Origin of the sequence: Amaricoccus sp. W119 (genome assembly GCF_047275745.1) — a bacterium.
In the GTDB taxonomy this organism is placed as follows: domain Bacteria; phylum Pseudomonadota; class Alphaproteobacteria; order Rhodobacterales; family Rhodobacteraceae; genus Amaricoccus.
In genome coordinates this window covers 1-22,380 of sequence record NZ_JBKQWU010000009.1, presented here as the reverse complement: position 1 = coordinate 22,380, position 22,380 = coordinate 1, and the positions used below count along the sequence as shown (strand labels likewise).

Here is a 22,380-nt window from a genome sequence, read left to right as displayed (position 1 = left end):
ATCACCAGTTTTCCTTGAACCAGCGCAGCGCCCGTGTGACGCGGCGCGCACCCTGCCGGTCGGCCGGAACCTCGAAATCCCAGCACTCGTCCTGCGGGTGGGAGACATGGAGCGCGAGGCCGACGGCGGTGGCGAAGGCGCTTCCCGTCGCCGAGCGCGGCAGCCCCCGGACCCGGAGCGGTTTCCCGACCCGGCACTGTCGGCCAAGGATGCGCGCGGCGACGGTCTCGAGCCCCGGTATCTGCGCGCTGCCGCCGGTCAGGACGATGCGCTGACTCGGCAGGTATTCGAACCCGGCCGCGTCGAGCCGTTCGCGCACTTCCTCGAGAATTTCCTCGACGCGGGGCCGCATTACGCCGATCAGTTCAGAGCGGCTGACCTGCCGCCGCTCCTGTTCCCAGCCGCCGAGCGCGGCGGGCAGATCGATCATGTCGCGGTCGTCGAGCCCGGTCGCGACCAGACCGCCATGCATCGTCTTCAGCCGCTCCGCCTCCTGCGGCGTGATCTGCAACCCCTGGGCGATGTCGGAGGTGACATGCGCGCCCCCCATGCGCACCGAATCCGCGTAGATCATCTGCCGGCGCACGAAGACCGAGATGCCGGTCGAGCCGGCGCCGATGTCGATACAGGCGGCGCCAAGCTCCTGCTCGTCCTCGATCAGGCTCGCAAGCCCGCTCGCATAGGCGCCGACCGTGACGCCGGCGAGTTCGAGGTCGCAGCGCCGGATGCAATGCAGCACATTGCGCAGCGCGGCGGCGTTGATCGTGAGCAGATGCATGTCTACGGAGAGCGTGCTGCCGATCTGTCCCCGCGGGTCGGAGAGGCCGGTGCGCCCGTCGAGGCAGAAGTTCACCGGAAGCGCGTGGATCGCTTCGAAATCATGACCGTAGTCGGGCACCTCGCAGGCGGCGAGCACGTGGCCGATGTCGCGTTCCGCGACCGCGCCGTGCCGGACCTCGGTCTCCCCGCTCAGCCCGTACGAACGCGGACGCCCGCCCGCGAAGCTCACGATCACGTGGTCGACGCGCAGGTTCGCCATGCGCTGCGCGCCCTGGATCGCGGTCCTGATCGCGCGCTCGCATTCCTCCATCGAGGCGATCTCGCCGAAGGCGACGCCCCGCGAGCGGGTATTGGCGGCGCCGATCACGCGGAAAGCGCCCTGGCGCAGGGTCGGCCGGTCGCCCGAGCCGCTCGCATCGTCCGGGACGAATTGCAGCACGAGGCAGGCGACCTTCGACGTGCCGATGTCGAGAACCGCGATCACGCCCCGTTTCAGCGCCGCCTCGCGACGAGCCCGCATCGCCCGTTGCACCTGGTAAAGCTGGCGCCTCATGCATCTTCTCCCGCCGCTTGGGCGCGTATCCGCGCCAGTTCTTCTTTTCCGTATGGGCTCAGCCGCAGGATCGGCCGGCGCGGATCGCGCAGGTCCATCACCGTGACCTCGCGCGCGAAAACCCGCTGCCCGGTCTCGAGCGCCACCGCGTGTCCGAGCGCCGCGAGCGGGTCCCGCTCCGGCAGCCGGATCGTCTGGCCCCGGTCGAGCACCAAGTCCCAGCGCCGTTCGCCGACACGCACCAGCCCCCTGACCCGTTCGCGCAAAGGCGCGGCCTCGGCGAAAAGCGCGAGCGCCTCGCCGACATGGCCGTCCGCGCCGTTGCCGGCGATCAGGGGCAGATCGACGCGGCGCAGGCGGCTGTCCACTTCCGCGACCCACGTTCCGCCCTGATCGAGCAGCGTGATCCCCTGGTCCGAACGCCAGACCACCGCGGCCACGCGTTCGATCGCGCGGATCTCGAGAACGCCGCTCGTCAGGACACGGACCCGCGCCCGCTCGACCGCGCCGAGCGCCTCCACCCGGTCGCGCACGGAGGCGACATCGACTTCGAGCGAATTGGCGGGCAGGGAGACGAAGGCGGCGGTGCGGATCTGCTCGGCGAGATCCGCGCTGACGTCCGGGACGTCGATCGAGGTGATCTGGAACTGCGGGCGGCGAACCACCGCCTCGCGCAGCGCCTCGTAGCCGGCGACGACCCGCTCCCGCGCATCGAACTGCGCGATCAGCGTCCAGCCGGCGAGCAGGGCCGCGAGGCTTGGGATGCCGATGTTGACGGCGCGGCGGACACCGGGCCGGAGCCAGATCCGGTTGAGCCGGTAGCGGAGCCGCGACGGCGCGGGATCGCGGCGCGGTCCACGGCGCGATCCGCGGCGCCCGGCGCTCAGCGGTCGCATGACGCGTCCTCCACCATCCAGCGGACCAGATCGCCGAAGGACATGCCGCGCGCCGCCGCCTGCTCGGGAGCGAGCGAGGTCGGGGTCATGCCCGGCTGCGTATTTGTTTCCAGAAGATAGAGGCCCGAAAGACCGCGGGACTCGTCCCAGCGGAAATCGGTCCGGCTCACCCCCCGGCAGCCCAGCGCGTCATGGGCGCGGAGCGCGTAGTCGAGGCAGGCCGCTGTGATCTCCTCGGGGATCTCCGCCGGCACCACATGACGTGAGCCGCCGGCGGAGTACTTCGCGTGATAATCATACCAACCATCGGCGATGATGTCGGTCACCGCCATGGCCCTGCCACCCATGACCGCCGTAGTGAGTTCACGCCCGGGAATGTACTGCTCTACCAGCAGCCTTTCGGGCATGTCGTCGGCGATGAGGGCCGGGCCGTTCGCGCACTCCTGGACCAGATACACACCAACCGAGGACCCCTCGTTGACCGGCTTGACCACATAGGGTGGGGCAATCGGGTGAGAGCTCCTGACCTCCGCCTTGCAGCAGAGCCTTCCCTCCGCGACGGGCAGTCCCGCCGCCGCGAAGACCTCTTTCGCGCGCGCCTTGTCCATGGCGAGCGCCGAGGCGAGAACACCGGAATGTGTGTAGGGAATGCGCAACCATTCGAGCAGCCCCTGGACGCAACCGTCCTCGCCCCACCGTCCATGCAGCGCGTTGAACGCCACATCGGGCTTCTCGGAGATCAGGACGGATGCGAGATCGGGGCCGGCATCGACCTCGATAACTTCGTATCCTTCCTCCCGCAGCGCGGCCGCGCACTCGCGTCCGGAGACGAGCGACACTTCTCGCTCGGCCGACCGGCCGCCCATCAGGACCGCGATACGGGCTGCTGTCCTGCTCGACATGCCCGCCTCGTTCCGAAACGCCCCGCGACTCTTCGAGCCTTTGCTGGGGTCGCCCACCGTCCGGCCTTATTTTCGGCCGATCCGCATGATTTCCCACTCTAGCTGGATTCCGGTTGAATCCAAAACCTTTTTTCGCACTTCTTCACCAAGATTCTCCAGATCGGCCGCCGTCGCATCACCGCAATTGACGAGGAAGTTGGCGTGATGCGCCGACATGCGGGCGCCACCCAGCGCCGCGCCGCGCATTCCGGCGCGGTCGATCAGGGTCCAGGCCTTCATTTCATGGGAATCATCGGCCCGGCCGGTCGAGGAATAGCCGGCCGGGTTGCGGAAGGTCGAACCGGCGGAGCGTTCCTTCATCGGCTGACTGGCATCGCGGCGGGCGACCTGCTCCGCCATCATGGCGGCGAGCGCCTCCGAATCACCGCGCGGACCCCGGAGCGTCATCTCGGTGATGACGAGATCCGGCGGCAGCCCGGTGTGGCGATAGCCGAAGCCCATGTCGTCCGGGCCGAGCGTGACACTCCGCCCCCGACGGTCGATCGCGCGGGCGCTTTCAAAGACATCCGCGACGTAGCTGCCGTAACAGCCCGCGTTGAGCCGCGCGGCGCCGCCGATCGAGCCCGGGATGGTGCGCAGGAAGGTGAGGTCGATCCCAGCCTCCACCGCGCGGCGCGCGACTCGCGAATCGAGCGCCGCGGCGCCGGCGATCACCCGCTCGCCCTCGACGCGGATCTCCGCGAAGGCGCGGCCGAGGCGGATCACCACGCCCTCGATGCCGCCGTCCCGCACGATCAGATTGGACCCGACCCCCATCGGGAAGACCGGCACCTCGGGCGGCACGGCGGCGAGGAAGGCGGCGAGGTCGGCTTCGTCCGCCGGCTGGAACAGCGCATCGGCGGGACCGCCGACGCGCAGCCAGGTCAGTTCGGCCATCGGCCGCCCCCGCGTCAGGGCCCCGCGCACCGGAGGAAGGTTCGTCGTCATCACCGTCTCCGGGTTCCGTGGGCGACTCTGGTCCACCAGTCTTTACGATCCGCCACGCATCGGCACCCGGCACCCGTTCAGCGCCGAAGGCGGGCGGATTTCCTACGCGACGGCCTTTCCGGCAAGCTGATCCGGCAGCGCGTTCGCCCAGGCGCTGATCGAACCCGCGCCGAGGCAGACGAGCATGTCGCCGGGGCGGCATTCGGCGCGGACGAAATCGGCCAGCGCCGCCTCTCCCGAGAGCGGCAGCGCCCTGCGGTGGCCGTGCGCGATCAGCCCGCCGACCAGCGTGTCGCGGCTCACCCCTTCGATCGGCATCTCGCCGGCGGCGTAGATATCGGCGATCGCCACCGTGTCGGCATCGTTGAAACAGGCGCAGAACTGGGTGAAGAGATCGCGGAGCCGGGTGTAGCGGTGCGGCTGATGCACGGCGATGACGCGACCCTTGGTCGCCTGCCGCGCGGCCTTCAGAACGGCGGCGATCTCGACCGGGTGATGGCCGTAGTCGTCGATGATCGTGACGCCGTTGATGACGCCGACCTTGGTGAAGCGTCGGCTCACGCCCTTGAAGCCCGCGAGCGCCTGACGGATCGCGTCCTTGGAGATCTTCAGGTGCCGCGCGACCGCGACAGCCGCGAGCGCGTTCGAGACGTTGTGATCGCCCGTCATCGGCAGTTTCACCCCCTCGATCACCTGGCCCTCGGCGTTGAGCGCCACATCGAACCGCGCCCCGCCGTTCTCGTAGGTCAGGTTCCTCGCCTGCACGTCGGCCTGCGGGCTGAAGCCGTAGGTCGCGACGCGGCGGTCGGAAATCCGTCCGACGAGCGCCTGCACCTCGGGATGGTCGATGCAGCAGACCGCGAGGCCGTAGAACGGGATATTGGAGACGAAGGTATCGAACCCCGCCTTCAGCCCGTCGAAATCGCCGTAATGGTCGAGATGCTCGGGGTCGATATTGGTGATGACCGCGATGGTCGCGGGCAGCTTGTTGAAACTGCCGTCGCTCTCGTCGGCCTCGACCACCATCCAGTCGCCGGCGCCGATCCGGGCGTTCGAGCCATAGGCGTGAATGACGCCGCCATTGACCACCGTCGGGTCCATCCCGCCCCCGTCGAGCAGCGCCGCGACCATCGAGGTGGTCGTGGTCTTGCCATGCGTGCCCGCGACCGCGACGTTCGACTTCAGCCGCATCAGCTCCGCCAGCATCTCCGCCCGCCGCACCACCGGCAGCGCCCGTGCACGCGCCGCGTCAAGCTCCGGATTGCCCGGCTTGATGGCGGAGGAGATCACCATGACCTGCGCGTTCTCGATGTTCTCGGCCCGCTGGCCGATGAAGATCGTGGCACCCTGCTCCCTGAGCCGCGCGATGATCGGGCTTTCCTTCAGGTCGGAACCCTGAACGGTGAAGCCGTGGTTCAGGAGCACCTCCGCGATGCCGGACATGCCGATGCCGCCGATCCCGGTGAAATGGATCGCGCCGATGTCATGCGGAAGCCTGGTCTGTCCGTTCATGCTCTGCCTCCTTGTTGCGCGAGATGCTCGACGAGCTCCGCGAGCTGTTCCGTCGCGTCGGGCCGGCCCTCCGCCAGCGCCGCCGCGGCCATGGCCTCGGCCCCCTCCGGATCTGACAGGATCGCGGTGATATGCCCGGCGAGGAGATCGGGAGTCAAATCCGCCTCCTGGATGACGAACGCGCCACCCGCCTCGACGAGACCCCGGGCGTTCGCGGTCTGGTGGTCGTCGGTCGCCGCCGGAAACGGGATCAGGATCGAGGGCCGGCCGATCGCGGTGATATCGGCGATCGAACTCGCCCCCGCCCGGCTGATGACGAGCGCCGCCTCGGCGATGCGCCGGGGCACGTCGTCGAAGAAGCCGCGGAGGTCGCCCCGGATGCGGAGCCCGCAGAACCCGTCCTGCATCCGCGCCATGTCCTCGGCCCGGACCTGCTGGCTGACGCGCAGCCGGTCGCGGAGCGCGGGTTCGAGCAGCATGAGCGCCTCGGGCATGACGCGGGCGAAGACCCCGGCCCCCTGGCTGCCGCCGATCACCAGAAGCCCCATCGGATGATCACCGGGCGGCACATAAGGGGCGCCCGCCTGCTCCAGCACGACGCCGCGTACCGGATTGCCGGTGTGAACATGCCGGGTGCCGGGAGGCAGCGCGGTCGGCCAGGTGCCGCAGGCGACCACGTCGACCCGGCGCGCGAAGGCGCGGTTCACCCGGCCGAGCACGCCGTTCTGCTCATGGATCAGCCGGGGGAGCCTGAGCGTCCAGGCCGCGATCATCGCCGGCAGCGCCGGATAGCCGCCGAACCCCGCGACGCAGGCGGGACGGTCGCGCAGCATCGACCAGATGCTCCCGGCCGCGCCCAGCGCGATCGAGAACGGCGAGAGCGCGCGCGCGATCAGGCTGCCCTGGGCGAAGGTTCCGGATCGGGTCACCTGGCGCTCCACCGCCTCGGGAAAGCCCCCGGCATAGCGCGCGCCCCGGGCGTCGGTCGCGAGCCGCACGCGCCATCCCCGCGCCAGCATCGCCTCCGCGAGCGCCTGCGCGGGGAACATGTGCCCCCCGGTTCCCCCGGCGCCGATGACGAGCAGTGGTGGTTTCTGAGCGGAACGGCTGTCAGCGGACGGGACCAAGGATGTCTTCCATTTCGTCGGGCCTCGGGCGCCTGCGCGTCATCGCGAGCAGCATGCCAAGGCCAATGCAGGCGGCGATCAGCGAGGAACCGCCGTAGGAGATGAGCGGCAATGTCATGCCCTTGGCGGGGAGCAGCCGGACGGCGACGCCCATGTTGATCATCGCCTGCATCCCGAAGAGACAGGCGAGACCGGTCCCGGCGAGACGGATGAACGGGTCGGGCTCGCCGACGAGCCGCATGAGCGCGCGCGCGACGACCGTCGCGTAGAGCGCCATCACCACGACGCAGAGAATGAGCCCGTATTCCTCCGCCGCCACCGCGATGATGAAGTCGGTATGCGCGTCCGGCAGTGTCCATTTGACCGAGCCGTTGCCCACGCCGACGCCGAAGATCCCGCCCTCCTGGATCGCATTTGTCGCATAACCGATCTGGGTCAGCGGATCGATCTCCTCGGAGAGGAAGCCGTTGATGCGCCGCGCCACATGCTCGGAATTGTTATAGGCGAACCAGCCGACGCCGATGACCCCGGCTCCGACCCCGGAGAGGAGCGTGACCGGCGCGCCGGCGGCGAAATACATGAGCGCCCAGGAGGCGATGACGAGACCCGCCTGGCCGAAGTCGGGCTGCAGCGCCAGCATCGCGGTCAGGACCACCGCGACGCAGAAGCTGAGCGCCTTGCCCGGCGGCCCCTTCACATCGTAGCTCGCGGCCATCAGCCAGGCCGCGAAGACCGCGAAGGCGGGTTTCAGGAACTCCGCCGGCTGAACCGACACGACCCTCAGCGAATACCAGCGGATCGCGCCCTTGCCGAAATCGGTTCCGAAGAAAGGCAGCAGCGCCAGCGCGACGAATGAGGCGAAGAAGGCGATCACGCCCAGCCTCCGCAGCCGCGACGGGGAGGACATCGAGAGCACGAACAGCATCGGGATCGCGACGAGCCCGAAGGCGATCTGCCGCCAGAAATAGTAGAACGGATCGAGCCCGTTGCGTACCGCGAGCGGCGGCGAGGCCGCGAGGCAGAGCAGGAGGCCGATCAGGAAGAGCGCGATGATCGCCGCGAGCGACCAGCGGTCGACGGTACGCCACCATTCGGGAATGATCGCTTCCCCGGGCTTCGCCGGAGTCGCGCGAAAGACCATGTCGGTCATCGGGGAACCGCCTCGTCGTTCCTGGTGCCTGCGTTCACTGCCACATCCGCCCGGGTTGCCCCCGGCGCGGAATTTGGCGGCACCTTAGCCCCGATTTCGCCCCCGCGCCAGCATTTCAACCGGGATTTGCCCGAAATGCGGCCATCTCCGGCCAGTCGGGGCGTTCCACTCTTGACATCGCATGCCGATCAGGGCGCCATCGTGAGCCATGCCGCTCCGGTTCACACTGCGCCAGCTCGAATACCTGATCGCGGTCGGGGAGGCCGGCGGCGTGACCCAGGCGGCGGAACTCGTCAATGTCTCCGCCCCCTCGATCTCGACCGCGATCGCGCAGATGGAAGCGGAGTTCGGCCTGCCTCTCTTCATCCGCAAGCACGCGCACGGGCTGACGCCGACCGGCGCCGGCCGCGCCTTCCTCGTGCAGGCGCGGGCGGTGATCGCCGCGGCGGACGAGCTCAACGCGATCGCGAACGACATGTCGGGCGTGGTGCGCGGTCCCCTCGGGGTCGGCTGCCTCGTCACCTTCGCGCAGCTCGTCCTGCCGGAACTGCGGCGCCGGTTCGAGCAACGCTACGACGCGGTGGCGGTGCGCCAGTACGAACTCGACCACGGCGAGATCATCGAGCGGCTCCGCGTCGCGGATGTGGATGTCGGGCTCACCTATGACCTCGGTGTGCCGAGCGACATCGTCTTCGAGACGCTCGCGGAACTCCCGCCCTTCGTGATGCTGTCGCCGGAGGACCCGTTGTCGGCGGCTTCGACGCTCCGGCCGGAGGATCTGGTCGACCGCGGCATGGTGCTTCTCGACCTCCCGTACAGCGGCGATTACTTCCTCTCGATCTTCAGCCGCGTGGGCCTGCGCCCCCGGATCGCGGAGCGCACCCGGGACATGTCGGTCGCCCGCTCGATGGTTGCGAACGGTTTCGGCTATACCGTCATCGCCGCCCGCGCCCAGCACGACCTGGCGCCGGACGGCAAGCCGCTCTGCTTCGTGCCGCTCTCCGGGATCGCGCCGCTCCGCCTCGGCCTCGCGCTCTCGCGCGTCGCGCACCGCACCGCGACGGTCTCGGCCTTCGTCGATCATTGCCGCGCGATCATCGGCGACGATGGCGTTCCCGGCCTGTGGCACGGGCAACCGGAGTCTCACGGGCAACCGGAGCCCAAGGCCCGGCGCGGGGCCACCCGCGAAGCGCACTGACTCCTTTCGCCCTTGCCATGCGCGCGGGACAGGGCGGGTTTGCGCGTGTCCCGCTACCGCGCCGGAGACGTCGCGCCTAGCTTGGCCATGAACGGAAATGGTCCATTCATGGAGACCGACATGCAGAAACAGAGCTTCGCCCGCCGCCTTCGCGCCTACTTCTCGGCCCTCGTCCGCGAGACCGCCCTCGCCGCGCCGCGGCTCGACGCGACCCTGCGCGGGTCCAGGTGAACCTCCCGACAACCATGCCGGGCGACCCGTCCGGATCGCACGGCATGCCCGCCGTCAGGTGAAGATGAAATAGGTCGAGACGACGACCGCGACGATGGCGAGGCCCATCGGCTTCGCATAGGCCCAGGGCGTCATGTCCACCGCGTGGCTCTCGCGCGGGACGAAATCCCGGGCCATCGGCCAGCGCATGCCGATGAAGAGCATGATGCAGACGTTGAGCACGAAGAGCCCCGCCATCACATGCAGGAAGTGCGGGTAGTTCTCCGCGCCCACCGCCGGCTTGATGATGAACTGGCTCAGGATATAGAGCCCCACGCCCGAGGCGAGCCCGATCTTCGCCGCGAAGGGCGGCACCTTGCGGGTGAAGATCCCGACGAGAATGATGGTCAGGATCGGGATCGAGTAGCAGCCGTTGACCTCCTGCAGATAGCCGAAGAGCCCCTGCGGCGCGTTGGCGATGAAGGGCGCGATGGTCATCGAGGCGATGGCGAGGATGGTGCCGAACCACTTGCCCGCGTAGACGGTCTGCTCGTCACTCGCCTCGGGCTTGAAGTACTGGCGGTAGATGTCGACGCCGAAAAGCGTGACCGAACTGTTGAGCGCCGAGTTGAAGGAGCTCAGGATCGCACCGAAGAGCACCGCCGCGAAGAAGCCGCGCAGCGGGAACGGCAGCACCTCGGTCACGAGCCGGGGATAGGCCTGGTCCGCGACTTCGAGATCGGAGAACAGCTGATAGGCGATGATCCCCGGCAGGACGACGATGATCGGCCCGAGGATCTTCAGGACGCCCGCGTAGAGCAGGCCCTTCTGGCCCTCCTTCAGATCCTTCGCGCCCAGCGCGCGCTGGATGATCGCCTGGTTGGTGCCCCAGTAGAACAGCTGCACCAGCATCATGCCTGTGAAGATCGTTGCGAAGGGGATCGAGCTTTCCGGCCCGCCGATCGCGTCGAACTTCTCCGGATTCTCGGTGTAGAGGATCGAGATCCCCTGGAAGACGCTGCCGCCGCCGATCGCCGCGAGGCCGAAGATCGGGATCAGCAGCCCGCCGATGAAGAGCCCCACCGCGTTGATCGTGTCGGAGACCGCGACCGCCTTCAGGCCGCCGAAGATCGCGTAGATCGAGCCGATGATCCCGATCGCCCAGACCGTGATCCAGAGCGCCCCCGTCTCGCTCATCCCGAGGAGCGTCGGCACCTCGAACATCGTCGAAAGCGCGAGCGCGCCCGAATAAAGCACGATCGGCAAGAGCACGATCACATAGCCCGAGAGGAACAGGAGCGAGGTGATCGTCTTGGTCTGCGCGTCGTAGCGTTCCTCGAGAAAGCTCGGGATCGTCGAGATGCCCGAGCGCAGGTAGCGCGGCAGGAGCACGAGCGCCGTCACCACCATCGCGATCGCGGCGAGCGTCTCCCAGGCCATGACGAGCACGCCCTCGGAATAGGCCTGGCCCGTCAGCCCGACGATCTGCTCGGTCGAAAGGTTGGTCAGCAGGAGCGAGCCGCAGATCACCGGCGCGGTGAGAGATCGCCCGCCGAGGAAATAGCCTTCGGAGTGGTGCTCGTCGGTTCCCCGTGTCCAGTAGTAGGACAGGATCGCGACGAGCGCGGTGAATCCTACGAACATGAAGATGTTGAATGCGCCCATTGTCGCTCCTCCCCCACTGGCGATTCTCGCGGCGATCCGCGTGGCGATCCGCGCCGCCTTTCGCGCCCATGCGACAATCAGTAACACCACTCTCGGAGATGTGAACGGGCGAGTTCGGATTTCGCGACGATTTTGGCGACGGTTGGCGAGAGCGCGGCGGGGTCAGAGCCCCGCGCGAAGCCGGAGGATCAGTTCGTCGAGCATGGCGTCGCAGCGCGCCATCTGCTCCTCCGTGACGAACTCGTCCGGCTTGTGGCCCTGCGCCATCGAGCCCGGACCGCAGACCACGGTGGGCAGCCCGAGCTTCTCGGAGAAGAGCCCGCCTTCGGTGCCGAAGGCGACCTTGATCGTGCCGTTCGCCCCGGTCAGCGACTGGACGAAGCGCACCACCTCCGCCGTGCCCGGCGTGTCGAGACCGGGATAGGTGTTGAAGACCTCGATCTCCACCCCGGCATCGGGGAAGCGCGCGCGCGCCTCGGCGCTGAGGCGCCCGGCGGCGGCATGGACCGGTTCGAGCAGCGCCTCGGGCACGTCCTGCGCGAGATTGCGCAGTTCGAAATCCATCACTGCGAGGTTCGGCACGATGTTGAGCGCCACGCCCCCGTTGAGCTTGCCGACGTGGAGCGTCGAATAGGGCACGTCGTAGTCGCCGTCGCGCGTGCCCTCGGCGGCGATCCGGTCCTGCTCGGCGCGGATCGTGGACATGAGGTCGCTCGCGAGATGGAGCGCGTTGAGCCCGGTCGGCGCCAGCGCCGAATGCGCCTCGGCGCCCCGGCAGGTGGCGCGCATGCCGGTCTTGCCCTTGTGGCCGGTCGCCACGCGAAGCTCGGTCGGCTCGCCCACGATGCACATCGCGGGCCGCGCCGGCCCCCTGGCCAGCAGGTCGATCAGCGAATGCACCCCGAGGCAGCCGAGTTCCTCGTCATAGGAGAGCGCGAGATGCAGCGGGCTTGCGAGATCCGCCTTCGCCGCCCGCAACATCGCGGCGACGGCGGAGGCGACGAAGCCCTTCATGTCCGCCGTGCCGCGCCCGTAAAGCCGCCCTTCGCCGCGCGTCAGTTCGAAAGGCGGCCGCGTCCAGTCCTGCCCGTCGACCGGCACGACATCGGTGTGGCCGGAGAGCATCACGCCGCCCTCGGGACCGCCGACGCTCGCGAAGAGGTTCGCCTTGGTCCCGTCCGCGTTCGGGACCAGCACCGGCTCGATCCCGCCCGCCCGCAGGGTTTCGGCCACGTAGTCCATGAGCGGCGCGTTCGGGTCGCGGCTCACGGTCGGAAAGGCGATCAGCCGCTCCAGGATCTCCAGTGTCCGCATCGCTTCTCTCCCTCGGTCGTCACGCGGGAACGGCGACCACGGCCGCGCAATCCCCGATCCGGATCAGCCCCGGAAAATGCCGCGCCGCGAGCAGGCCGTCGAGGGGCGCCGCGATCTCCTCAGGCGCGACCCCGGTCCGGTCGGTGGCGTGGATACGGGCGACGGGCTCGCCCGCGCGCACCTCGGCGCCGAGGTCGACCAGCGTCTCGAAGAGCCCGTCGCGCGGCGCGAAGGCGAAGCAGCCATCGGGCATGTCGAGCCAACGGGTGCCCTGGTCCTCCACCTCGCCCGGCAGGATGCCGGCGTGGCGCAACAGGTTCGAAGCGCCCCGCCGCGCGATCGCGACCGTCTCGGCCCGCGCGGTGCCGCCGCCGCCAAGCTCGGTCGTGACGAAGACCTTGCCCATCGCCTCGGCCGTAGTGTCGAACATGCCGACCGCGTCGATCTCGCGCATCCTCATCGACCAGGGAGCGCCGAAAGCCGCGACCGCCGCCATCGCCCGCGCCTCCTGCTCCGGGTCGTCCAGCTCATGCGCGGCGGCGAAGGGCAGGAAGTCGAGCGTTCGGCCGCCGGAATGGAAGTCCAGCACCAGATCGGCGCGCGGCAGCAGTTCGCGCGTGACGAAATCGGCGATCTTCTCGGTCACCGTCCCGTCCGGGCGCCCCGGAAAGAGCCGGTTCAGATTGCCCCTGTCGATCGGCGATGTCCGTGTTCCGGCCTGAAACGCCGGGGTGTTCAGCGCCGGGACGATGATGACCCTTCCGGTCAGCACCTCCGGATCGAGCAGCCGCGCAAGCTCGAAGAGCGCCAGCGGCCCTTCGTATTCGTCACCATGGTTCGCCCCCGTCAGCAGCGCCGTCGGCCCCGGCGCCCCCGCGATGACCGCGACCGGGATCATCACCGAGCCCCAGGCCGAATCGTCGCGGCTGTGGGGCAGGCGCAGATGGCCGTGCTGCTTGCCCTTGGCCTCGAGATCAACCGATGAGACGATGGGCGACGGCCTCACGGCTTCACCAGCAGTTCGCGCGGCACGTTGGCGAGGCATTCGACGCCGGTCTCGGTGATCAGGATGCTCTCGGTGATCTCGAGCCCCATGTCGCGAAGCCAGAGCCCGGTCATGAAATGGAAGCACATGCCGGGCCTGAGCTCGGTCCGGTCGCCCCGGCGCAGGCTCATCGTCCGCTCGCCCCAGTCGGGCGGGTAGCTCGCGCCGATCGAATAGCCGGTGCGGCTGTCCTTCTCGAAGCCGAACCGCGCCAGCGTGTCGAAGAAGGCGACGGCGATGTCCTCGCAGGTATTGCCCGGCTTCGCGGCGGCGAGCCCCGCCTCCATCCCTTCGAGAACCGCCGTCTCCGCGTCGCGGAACGCCTTCGTCGGCGCGCCGAGAAAGACGGTGCGGCTGAGCGGGACGTGATAGCGGTGGTAGCAGCCGGCGATCTCGAAGAAGGTTCCCTCGCCGGCCTTCATCGGCTTGTCGTCCCAGGTCAGATGCGGCGCGGCGGCGTCCGCGCCCGAGGGCAGCATCGGAACGATGGCGGGATAGTCGCCCCCCACCCCGTCCGCGCCCCGGATGCCCGCGTCATAGATCTCCGCCACCAGATCGCATTTGCGGATGCCGGGCTCGATCACCTCGGCGATGCGCGCATGCATCGCCTCGACGATCCGGGCCGCCTTGCGCATGTAGCCGATCTCCGCCGGGCTCTTGACCGCGCGGCGCCAGTTCACGAGGCCGGTGGCGTCGATGAACGAGGCTTCGGGCAGCGCCGCGAGCAGCGTCCGGTGCGCGGCGGCGGTGTACCAGTAGTTGTCGAGTTCGACGCCGATCCGCGCCGAACCGAGCCCGAGATCGGCCAGGAGACTGCCAAGCACCTCCATCGGATGCCGCTCGGTCGACTGAACGTAGTCGTCGGCATAGCCGCGGAGCCGGTCCGGGTCCATGTAGGCGGTCCGGATCGCACCTTCCGCGTCCATCGCCCGGCCGAACCACACCGGCTCCCCCGCCGGCGGCACCACCACCGCCTGATGAACGTAGAAGGACCAGCCGTCGTAGCCGGTCAGCCAGTTCATGTTGGTCGGATCGCTCACGATCAGCGCGTCGATCCCGCGCGCCGCCATCTCGGCCCGCGTCGCGGCGAGGCGGGCGGCGAATTCCTCGCGCGTGAATCTCAGTTCCACCATCCGCGTTCTCCCTTCCACCCGGAACCGCCAGTCAGGACCGTCAACCAGAACGCCACGTTGGCCGATCCCGTCGCCCGAGACCAGAGGTCAACGCGGGCGACCAGCGTCTTGCGGCGGGGACGGCGGCGTGATTCACTCGGCCTCGGGGACGGGAAGGGAGCGATGGCGGAGGCGCGCGTCGAAATCGAACGGACGGACGCGGCTGTGCGCGTGGCCGTCTCCGGCCAGCTCGTGGTCGCGACGCTCTCGGCCGCCCAGCGCGCGCTCGCGGGACTCCTGGCGGAGCTCCGGGGGGAATTCCGGGCGCGCGGGCCGATCCGGATCGACCTCTCGCAGGTGGACCAACTCGACACCGCGGGCGCCTGGCTTCTCGTCGACCTGACCGGCAGGCTCGAGGCCGAGGGCCTCTCCGTCGCGATCGAGAATGCGAGCCCGGTACAATCCTCGCTGATCGCCACCGTGCGCGAGGCGATCCCCGCGAAGGAACCGGAGATCCCGGCGCCACGCGGCTTTGTCGACTGGGTTGCCGACCTCGGCCGGTTGACCGCGTCGAGCGCCTCGGGCGGGCTCGACATGCTCGGCTTTCTCGGACGCACGCTCGCGCGCTTCGCCGCGCTCGCGATCCGGCCCTGGCGATTGCGCTGGACCTCGACCGTCTTTCACATGCGCGCGGTCGGCGCCGACGCGGTGCCAATCGTCGCCCTCATGTCCTTCCTGATCGGCGTCGTGCTCGCCTTCCAGGGCGCCGAGCAGCTGAAGCAGTTCGGCGCCGGGATCTTCATCGTCGATCTGATCGCGATCTCGGTCCTGCGCGAGCTTGGCATCCTCCTGACCGCGATCATCGTCGCGGGGCGTTCCGGCTCCGCCTTCACGGCGGCGATCGGGTCGATGCGGATGCGCGAGGAGATCGACGCGATGCGCACGCTCGGCCTCGATCCGATCGAGGTGCTGGTCGTGCCCCGCGTTCTCGCGCTCGTGATCATGATGCCGATCCTCGGCTTCATCGCCGATGCCATGGGGCTCGTGGGCGGCCTCCTGATGGCCTGGCTCCAGCTCGACATCTCGCCACTCATGTTCATGACCCGGCTGCACGGCGAGGTCAGCGTCTGGCACTACGTCGTCGGGCTCAGCAAGGCGCCGGTCTTCGCGGTGATCGTCGCGGTCATCGGCTGCTACAAGGGCATGACCGTCGCGGGCAATGCCGAGTCGCTCGGCAGGAACACGTCGCAGGCGGTCGTCGCCGCGATCTTCACCGTGATCGCCGCCGACGCGCTCTTCTCCGTCTTCTTCGCACTGGTGGGCGTGTGAACGGCGGCGCGGATCGGGCGCCCGGCGCCATTGGCCGCGAGGCGGTGATCGAGGTCCGCGATCTCGTCACCCGCTTCGGCACCCATACGGTTCATGACGGGCTGAACCTCGATGTTTATCGCGGCGAGGTGCTCGGCGTCGTCGGCGGCTCGGGCACCGGGAAATCCGTGCTCCTGCGCGAGATCGTCGGGCTGAACCGGCCCGCGAGCGGGTCGATCCGGGTCTTCGGGACGGATATGCTGAGCGCGGGCGAGGCCCGGCGCCGCGATGTCGAGCGCCGCTGGGGCGTCATGTTCCAGGAGGGCGCGCTCTTCTCGGCGCTGACCGTCGCGGAAAATGTCGAGGTGCCGATGCGCGGCCATACCGATCTCGATCCCCGCACCCGCCGGGCGCTCGCCGAGCTGAAGGTGAGCCTCGCGGGGCTGCCGGCGAATGCGAACGACAAATATCCGTCGGAACTCTCCGGCGGCATGAAGAAACGCGCGGGCCTCGCCCGGGCGCTGGCGCTCGACCCCGAGATCGTCTTTCTCGACGAGCCGACGGCCGGGCTCGACCCGATCGGCGCCGCGGCCTTCGACCAGCTCATCCGCGAGTTGCGCCGCGCGCTCGGGCTCACGGTATTTCTCGTCACCCATGACCTCGACAGCCTGCATGCCGTCTGCGACCGCGTGGCCGTGCTGGCGGAGAGGAAGGTGCTGGTGACCGGGACCATGGCCGAGATGCTGACCGTCGAACACCCATGGGTGCGCGAGTACTTTCACGGGCCGCGCGCGCGGGCCGCGATGGCCCCCGGGCTGGCGGCTTCCGGGCTGGCTGCTGCCGGGCTGATGGCCCCCGGATTGATGGCTCCCGGATTGATGGCCCCCGGGCCGATGGCCTCGGACTGAGGGGAGGGAGCATGGAAACCCGCGCCCATTTCGTGCTGATCGGAGCCTTCACGCTCGCGGGCATCGGCGCCCTGCTCGGCTTCCTGATCTGGCTCGCCAATCTGGAGCTCGACCGCCAGTACGACCTCTATGACATCCTCTTCGACAATGTCGCCGGGCTCCCGGTCGGCGGCGACGTGTTCTTCAACGGCGTCTCAGTCGGCCAGGCGACCGCGATCGACCTCTATGACGAGAACCCGGCCCAGGTCATCGTCCGCGTCCAGGTCAGCGCGGAAACCCCGGTCAAGGCCGATACCGAGGTGCAGCTGCGCCCGCAGGGTGTCACCGGCCTCTCCTTCATCGAGATGACGGGCGGCAGCCCGCGGGCCGATCTGCTCGAGACCAACGGCGGGCCGGTGCCGGTCATCACCGCGCGGCCCTCGATCATCGACACGCTGACGCAATCCGCGCCGGACCTGCTCAGCCAGTCGGCCGTGCTCATGAACCGTCTGCGGGATCTGCTGACCGACGAGAACGTCGCGCATGTGACCGCGATCCTTGGAAACCTCGACCGGGCCAGCGCCTCGCTCGACACCGCGCTGGCGGAGGTCTCGGGGATGACGGGGACGGTCTCGCAGGCGACGGAGAATCTCGGCGATTTCACCGCCGAGCTGAGCCGGATCAGCCCCTCGCTCGTCACCATGCTGGAGGCGGCGACGACGGCGCTTGGCACCGCGGACACCACGCTCGACGGGGCGAACAGCGTGATCCGCGAGGATGTGCCCGGGCTCGTCGCGCGGACGCAGGCCCTCATCGGCAACCTCGACGAGACCGTCACCGCGCTGCGGGCTGAGGGGCTACCCCAGTTGCGGGCGGTCGGCGGGGTCGCGGAAGCGGCCGGCGCGCGGCTCTCGGAGCTCGAAGCGACGATCCGGACGCTCGATCAGGCCCTCGTCGCGGCCACCGATACGGCGCGGAGCGTCCGGACGCTGGTGGACGGCGACGCGACGGGGCTCGTGACCGACACGCGCGGCGCCGCCCGGGCCGCGAACCAGGCGCTCGACACGATCAACGGGATGCTCGCCGCCGATGTGACGCGCGCGCTTGCAAATGTCACCAAGGCCACCGAGACGGCGAACGCCGCCATGGACCGGATCACCGCCGACCTCCAGAACACGACCCGCGACCTCGCCCCGCTCATCGGCAACGCGACGCTCGCCTTCGGGACCGGGGCGCGGGTCTTCGCCGATGCGAGCCGCACGCTCGGCAGGATCGACACGCTGGCGGGGGACGCGCGCGGCACGCTGGCCGCCGCCGATACCGCGCTCGGTTCCGCGAACGCGCTGCTCCAGAGCGATCTCGCGCCGCTGGCGAGCGATCTGCGCGAGTCCGCCACGCGGCTCACGGCCTCGGCGGCCACGGTCGCGGAGAGCCTGCCCGCGATCACGGCCCAGCTCCGCGCCACGCTCGAACGGGCCGACCGCGTCGTGGCAGAGATCGGCGACGTGGTCGCGACCGCGGGACCCTCCGTCAACACCTTCGCCCAGCGCGCGCTGCCGAACATCGACGCCTTCGCAAGCGAGGCGCGCGGGCTGGTCGCCTCCCTCGAACGGCTGACCAACCAGATCCAGCGCGATCCGACCCGCTTCCTCCTTGGCACCTCGCTCCCGGAGTACAGGAATTGACCCCTCGCCGTTTCGCCCGCGCCTGCCGTGTCCGGACCCTCGGCGCCGTCCTTTCGCTGGCGCTGCTCGGCGGCTGCGCGGCGATCTCGACGCTCGACTCCGCCTCGGCGCCGCTGCCGACCTACGATCTCGGCGTCGCCGCCGGGACGCCCGTGCGCGGCGTGCCGACCTCGCGGCGCGTGCTGCTCGTGGCGCCGCCGACCGCGCTCGGCGCCTTCAATTCGGACCGGATGGTGATCAAGCCGAACGCCCTGCAGGTCGCCTATCTGCCGAACAGCCGCTGGGCCGACGCGGCGCCCCGCCAGATCCAGACGCTGCTGATCCGCGCGATCGCGAATTCGGGCGCTGTCGGCTATGTCGGTGGCGAAGGCGCGGGACCGACTCCGGATTTCGTGCTGCTCACCGATATCCAGGCGTTCCAGGCCGAGCTGGAACCTGGCGGAGAGGGCGGCCATGTCGTCGCGCGCCTCGCGCTGACGCTGGTGCGCGACGCGGATCGCGGGCTCGTCGGCTCACGCATGCTGGAGGCGCGGGTGCCTCTCGCCTCGACCGAGCCGCTCGCGGTGGCGAATGCCTTCAACGCCGCGATGACCGGAATGCTGCGCGAGGCGACACGCTGGACCGTCGGCGCGATGGGCGGACGGGTCAGCTGAGCCGCGCCGCCGTCTTCAACCTTCGCGCGCGGCGAGCGCCCTGGCGATCCGCGCCGCGAGCGCGGCGTTGTCGAGGATGAGGGCGATATTGGCATCGAGACTCCGCCCCTCGGTCAGGTCCATCACGCGGCCGAGCAGATAGGGCGTCACCGCCTTGCCCGTCACACCTGCCGCCTCGGCATCCTTGAGCGCGGCCGCGATCCGCCGATCGAGCGTGGCGGCGTCGAGCGCGTCCGGCGCCGGGATCGGATTGGCGACCAGAACCCCGCTCCGAAAGCCCAGTGCCCGATGCACCGCCACCACCTCCGCCACCTCGTCGGGCGTCTCGCAGGAGAAATCGAGCGGCGCGCCGCTGTCGCGCGCGTAGAAGGCCGGGAAGCTCCGCGTGCGGTAACCCAGCACCGGCACGCCCCGGGTCTCCAGAACCTCGAGCGTCTTCGCAATATCGAGGATCGATTTCGCGCCGGCGCAGACGACCGTGACCGGCGTCTCGGCGAGTTCGGTCAGGTCGGCGGAAATGTCGAACGTCCGCTCCGCCCCGCGATGCACGCCACCGATCCCGCCGGTGGCGAAGACCGGGATGCCCGCCATGGCGGCGATCGCCATCGTCGCCGCGACCGTGGTGCCGGCCGTCCCGCGCCGGACGATGATCGGCGCCAGATCCCGCCGTGTCGCCTTGATGATGCCCTGTGACCGCCCCAGCCGCTCGATCTCCTCGGCCGAGAGCCCGGCGCGAAGTTCACCATCCACGACCGCGATGGTCGCCGGCACCGCGCCGCCCGCGCGGACCTCTGCCTCGACGGCGCGCGCGGTCTCGACGTTGCGCGGATAGGGCATCCCATGGGTGATGATGGTCGATTCGAGCGCCACCACCGGACGGCCATCGGCCATCGCCTCGGCGACCTCGGTGCTCCGCTCGACCGGAATCGTCTCGGGCGGCGTCACCGCGCCCGCTCCCGCCCGCCGCCCGCCGTTGCCATCGTTTCCTCCTGCCCTGCCATCGCCCCTTTCTAGCGCATGACGCCACGGGCGGCGCAAGGCCGCGGGCGCGGCGGGGACCCGCGGCCGGCCTTGTGATCACAAGCGGTTTTCCCGCTGACATTCCCGCGCGCCTCCCTTATGTTGTGGCGGCGCCGCCCGGAGGGCGGTGAGCACATCCCGCCCTCGGGGCGGGAAGACATCGGCCCGGGGGAGACGAATGAGCAGCCGCGACATCAAGGACCGCGCGCAACGGCATCCGGAGAAGGCGCACCGCGCCGACACGCCGATCCTGCGCAAGCCGGACTGGATCCGCGTCAAGGCCCCGACCTCCGAGGGCTATCGCAAGACCCGCGACATCATGCGCGAGAACCGCCTCGTGACGGTCTGCGAGGAGGCGGGCTGCCCGAATGTCGGCGAATGCTGGTCGCAGGGCCACGCCACCATGATGATCATGGGCGATATCTGCACGCGGGGCTGCACCTTCTGCAACATCGCGACCGGTCGCCCGGACGCGCTCGACGTGTTCGAGCCGGTGCGCGTCGCGGTCGCGGTCGAGAAGCTCGGCCTCAACCATGTCGTTATCACCAGCGTCGACCGCGACGACCTCGACGATGGCGGCGCCGAGCATATCGCCCAGACGATCCGCGCGGTGCGGCGCAAGAACCCGGCGACCACGATCGAGGTGCTGACGCCCGATTTCCTGAAATGCGGCCCGGACGCGCTGGAAATCGTCGTCGCGGCCAAGCCGGACGTGTTCAACCACAACCTCGAAACCGTGCCCGGTCTTTACCCCGAAGTCCGGCCCGGCGCGCGGTATTTCCACTCGCTCCGGCTCCTGCAGCGGGTGAAGGAACTCGATCCTTCGATGTTCACCAAATCGGGCATCATGGTCGGCCTCGGCGAGGACCGGCAGGCGGTGACGCAGGTGATGGATGACATGCGCGCCGCGGACGTGGATTTCCTGACCATCGGCCAGTACCTGCAGCCGACGCCGAAGCACCACGCGGTGAACCGCTTCGTGACGCCGGAGGAATTCGCCAATTACGAGAAGGCCGCCTTCGGCAAGGGCTTCCTCATGGTCTCGGCGACGCCGCTCACGCGCTCAAGCTACCACGCCGGCGACGATTTCGCCCGCCTGCGCGCCGCCCGCCTCGCGAAGCTGGGCGAAGCGTGACGGTCGGGCGGGTCGCGATGGGTGCGTCGCGGTGCGCGTAACGGTGGGTGCGAGCACCCACCCTACGTAGGGTGGGCGATTCGCCCACCATGCGGCCCCGTTTCCCCCGCGCCGCCCACGATTGACCCGCGCGGCGCGAGCGGCTACGACCATCCCCGACGGTCCCGTAGCTCAGCGGATAGAGCAACCGCCTCCTAAAATACAGACTTATCATAAATTCCTCCTTAGGATGTCGATTTTATCAAATAAAATCAACTGCTTGAGTGGACTCTGATCCCGTTAACTACCCAAAACCACCTGTTACAAATCTGCTACAACCTGATATAGTGGCACCATGGAACAGTCATGGAACATGCCATGCCAGAAACTGTGAGCAAGTTCACAGCACAGACGATAGACCCTCGTGGGGACGGTCGCATTCTTCTCTACCCACGAGGCGCTAAAGGAACCTACCAAGCTCGTATCAAGGTTCCGAATTCGACCGGCTTCGTCATCAAGACGACCAAAACGAACCGACTCCATGAGGCGACCGCCTTCGCCGTCTCTCTCTACGACGAGCTATATCACCACGTGAAGCAAGGCGGCACGCTCAAGTCATCCCCGACCTACAACGCCGTCTACGAGGAATGGATCCTCTACGAAAAGCGGCGCGGCATCACCGACACCGTCAACCGCTACTCCGTGCCGTTCTTCGCAAAAGACCCGATTGACCGGATCAACGAAGCGCGACTGACCGATTTCTGGCTGCATCGCCGTTCAACCTTCTTGAAGCGGCGCGCGTCCAACAACACCCTCCTTCGCGAATGCACCTACATGAACGGGCTGTTCCGCTATGCGGAGGCGAAGGGCTACATCACTCGGAGTAATTGATCCCCCGCGCTCTCTGGCGGTCACATAGACCACGATCGAACAGGAGGGCGACATGGAACGATGCTTTGTGGGGCTGGACGTCTCCAAGGATGAGACGGCGATCCGCGTGTGCCGCGAGGATGGCGTGGTCATACGCGCGGCCAAGGTCCGGACGGATCCGGATGCGATCGGTGAGTTCCATCGTGAAGTGCAACACCGTTGACGGATGAGGTATCCGTCTGTCGCCAAACAGATAACGGTGCTGCCATGTCAGATTATGTGAGAGCGGCGGTGCAAAAACCGGCCACGGTAGCGGCGGGATAGTCCGGCCGCGGGCGGAGTAAAATCCGGCCACCTATTTCCCTTCTGCATTGAACGCAGGAGGGACAGGG

20 protein-coding genes are annotated in these 22,380 nt (G+C 68.8%); 8 read left to right on the top strand and 12 right to left on the bottom strand.

What is annotated here, in order from left to right:
* Position 1: 1 nt before the first annotated feature.
* The 7 genes from ftsA to ACLJK8_RS07285 form a co-directional block, all read right to left on the bottom strand.
* Positions 2–1,333 (bottom strand): cell division protein FtsA, encoded by a 1,332-nt coding sequence (gene ftsA, locus ACLJK8_RS07315; protein ID WP_413149454.1) that lies wholly within the window; start codon positions 1,331–1,333, stop codon positions 2–4.
* Positions 1,330–2,229 carry a cell division protein FtsQ/DivIB gene (locus ACLJK8_RS07310; RefSeq protein WP_413149453.1) on the bottom strand — a complete coding sequence of 300 codons (900 nt, stop codon included), beginning with the start codon at positions 2,227–2,229 and terminating at the stop codon, positions 1,330–1,332. Before ACLJK8_RS07310 ends, ftsA begins: the two co-directional genes overlap by 4 nt.
* Positions 2,217–3,131, bottom strand: a complete 915-nt coding sequence (locus ACLJK8_RS07305) for a D-alanine--D-alanine ligase (protein ID WP_413149452.1) — start codon at positions 3,129–3,131, stop codon at positions 2,217–2,219. Before ACLJK8_RS07305 ends, ACLJK8_RS07310 begins: the two co-directional genes overlap by 13 nt.
* A 66-nt stretch (positions 3,132–3,197) precedes the next feature.
* On the bottom strand, positions 3,198–4,118 hold the full coding sequence (gene murB / locus ACLJK8_RS07300) for a UDP-N-acetylmuramate dehydrogenase (RefSeq protein ID WP_413149451.1): 921 nt from the start codon (positions 4,116–4,118) through the stop codon (positions 3,198–3,200).
* Positions 4,119–4,220: 102 nt separating this feature from the next.
* Positions 4,221–5,630 (bottom strand): UDP-N-acetylmuramate--L-alanine ligase, encoded by a 1,410-nt coding sequence (gene murC, locus ACLJK8_RS07295; protein ID WP_413149450.1) that lies wholly within the window; start codon positions 5,628–5,630, stop codon positions 4,221–4,223.
* The gene (locus tag ACLJK8_RS07290) at positions 5,627–6,757 is read right to left on the bottom strand and encodes a UDP-N-acetylglucosamine--N-acetylmuramyl-(pentapeptide) pyrophosphoryl-undecaprenol N-acetylglucosamine transferase (protein WP_413149449.1); all 1,131 of its coding nucleotides are present in this window, start codon (positions 6,755–6,757) and stop codon (positions 5,627–5,629) included. Before ACLJK8_RS07290 ends, murC begins: the two co-directional genes overlap by 4 nt.
* The gene (locus ACLJK8_RS07285; protein ID WP_413149448.1) at positions 6,741–7,907 is read right to left on the bottom strand and encodes a putative peptidoglycan glycosyltransferase FtsW; all 1,167 of its coding nucleotides are present in this window, start codon (positions 7,905–7,907) and stop codon (positions 6,741–6,743) included. Before ACLJK8_RS07285 ends, ACLJK8_RS07290 begins: the two co-directional genes overlap by 17 nt.
* A gap of 208 nt (positions 7,908–8,115) precedes the next feature.
* Here ACLJK8_RS07285 and ACLJK8_RS07280 point away from each other — a divergent pair, with 208 nt between their 5' ends.
* A complete protein-coding gene (locus ACLJK8_RS07280; RefSeq protein WP_413149447.1) occupies positions 8,116–9,105 on the top strand; it encodes a LysR family transcriptional regulator in 990 nt (329 codons plus the stop codon).
* A gap of 285 nt (positions 9,106–9,390) precedes the next feature.
* Here the strand turns inward: ACLJK8_RS07280 and ACLJK8_RS07275 are convergent, their stop codons facing one another.
* The 4 genes from ACLJK8_RS07275 to doeA all read right to left on the bottom strand — a co-directional run bounded on the left by ACLJK8_RS07275 (position 9,391) and on the right by doeA (position 14,472).
* Positions 9,391–10,980, bottom strand: coding sequence for a solute:sodium symporter family transporter (locus ACLJK8_RS07275; RefSeq protein ID WP_413149446.1), 1,590 nt, complete (start codon positions 10,978–10,980; stop codon positions 9,391–9,393).
* Between the two features lie 162 nt (positions 10,981–11,142).
* The gene (gene argE, locus ACLJK8_RS07270; protein ID WP_413149445.1) at positions 11,143–12,294 is read right to left on the bottom strand and encodes an acetylornithine deacetylase; all 1,152 of its coding nucleotides are present in this window, start codon (positions 12,292–12,294) and stop codon (positions 11,143–11,145) included.
* A gap of 19 nt (positions 12,295–12,313) precedes the next feature.
* Entirely contained in the window at positions 12,314–13,300 is a 987-nt protein-coding gene (gene doeB, locus ACLJK8_RS07265; RefSeq protein ID WP_413149444.1) for a N(2)-acetyl-L-2,4-diaminobutanoate deacetylase DoeB, read from the bottom strand.
* Positions 13,297–14,472: an ectoine hydrolase DoeA gene (doeA, locus tag ACLJK8_RS07260; protein WP_413149443.1), complete on the bottom strand. Its 1,176-nt coding sequence runs from the start codon at positions 14,470–14,472 to the stop codon at positions 13,297–13,299. Before doeA ends, doeB begins: the two co-directional genes overlap by 4 nt.
* 162 nt (positions 14,473–14,634) lie before the next feature.
* Between doeA and ACLJK8_RS07255 the strand changes: the two genes are divergently transcribed.
* Genes ACLJK8_RS07255 through ACLJK8_RS07240 form a run of 4 tightly spaced genes read left to right on the top strand, consistent with a single transcriptional unit; the run spans position 14,635 to position 18,984 of the window.
* Entirely contained in the window at positions 14,635–15,780 is a 1,146-nt protein-coding gene (locus tag ACLJK8_RS07255; RefSeq protein WP_413149442.1) for an ABC transporter permease, read from the top strand.
* A 29-nt stretch (positions 15,781–15,809) separates the two neighbouring features.
* Entirely contained in the window at positions 15,810–16,667 is an 858-nt protein-coding gene (locus tag ACLJK8_RS07250) for an ABC transporter ATP-binding protein (RefSeq protein ID WP_413149555.1), read from the top strand.
* An 11-nt stretch (positions 16,668–16,678) separates the two neighbouring features.
* Positions 16,679–18,331 carry an MlaD family protein gene (locus ACLJK8_RS07245; RefSeq protein WP_413149441.1) on the top strand — a complete coding sequence of 551 codons (1,653 nt, stop codon included), beginning with the start codon at positions 16,679–16,681 and terminating at the stop codon, positions 18,329–18,331.
* The gene (locus ACLJK8_RS07240) at positions 18,328–18,984 is read left to right on the top strand and encodes an ABC-type transport auxiliary lipoprotein family protein (RefSeq protein ID WP_413149440.1); all 657 of its coding nucleotides are present in this window, start codon (positions 18,328–18,330) and stop codon (positions 18,982–18,984) included. Before ACLJK8_RS07245 ends, ACLJK8_RS07240 begins: the two co-directional genes overlap by 4 nt.
* A 15-nt stretch (positions 18,985–18,999) precedes the next feature.
* Here ACLJK8_RS07240 and ACLJK8_RS07235 read toward each other — a convergent pair whose 3' ends face one another.
* A complete protein-coding gene (locus ACLJK8_RS07235) occupies positions 19,000–19,929 on the bottom strand; it encodes a pseudouridine-5'-phosphate glycosidase (protein ID WP_413149439.1) in 930 nt (309 codons plus the stop codon).
* A 253-nt stretch (positions 19,930–20,182) separates the two neighbouring features.
* Between ACLJK8_RS07235 and lipA the strand changes: the two genes are divergently transcribed.
* From lipA to ACLJK8_RS07220, 3 genes are all read left to right on the top strand, one after another.
* Positions 20,183–21,139: a lipoyl synthase gene (lipA, locus tag ACLJK8_RS07230; protein WP_413149438.1), complete on the top strand. Its 957-nt coding sequence runs from the start codon at positions 20,183–20,185 to the stop codon at positions 21,137–21,139.
* 345 nt (positions 21,140–21,484) lie between these two features.
* Positions 21,485–22,009, top strand: a complete 525-nt coding sequence (locus ACLJK8_RS07225; protein ID WP_413149437.1) for a hypothetical protein — start codon at positions 21,485–21,487, stop codon at positions 22,007–22,009.
* Between the two features lie 52 nt (positions 22,010–22,061).
* The gene (locus ACLJK8_RS07220) at positions 22,062–22,211 is read left to right on the top strand and encodes a hypothetical protein (RefSeq protein ID WP_413149436.1); all 150 of its coding nucleotides are present in this window, start codon (positions 22,062–22,064) and stop codon (positions 22,209–22,211) included.
* The last annotated feature ends 169 nt before the right edge of the window (positions 22,212–22,380 follow it).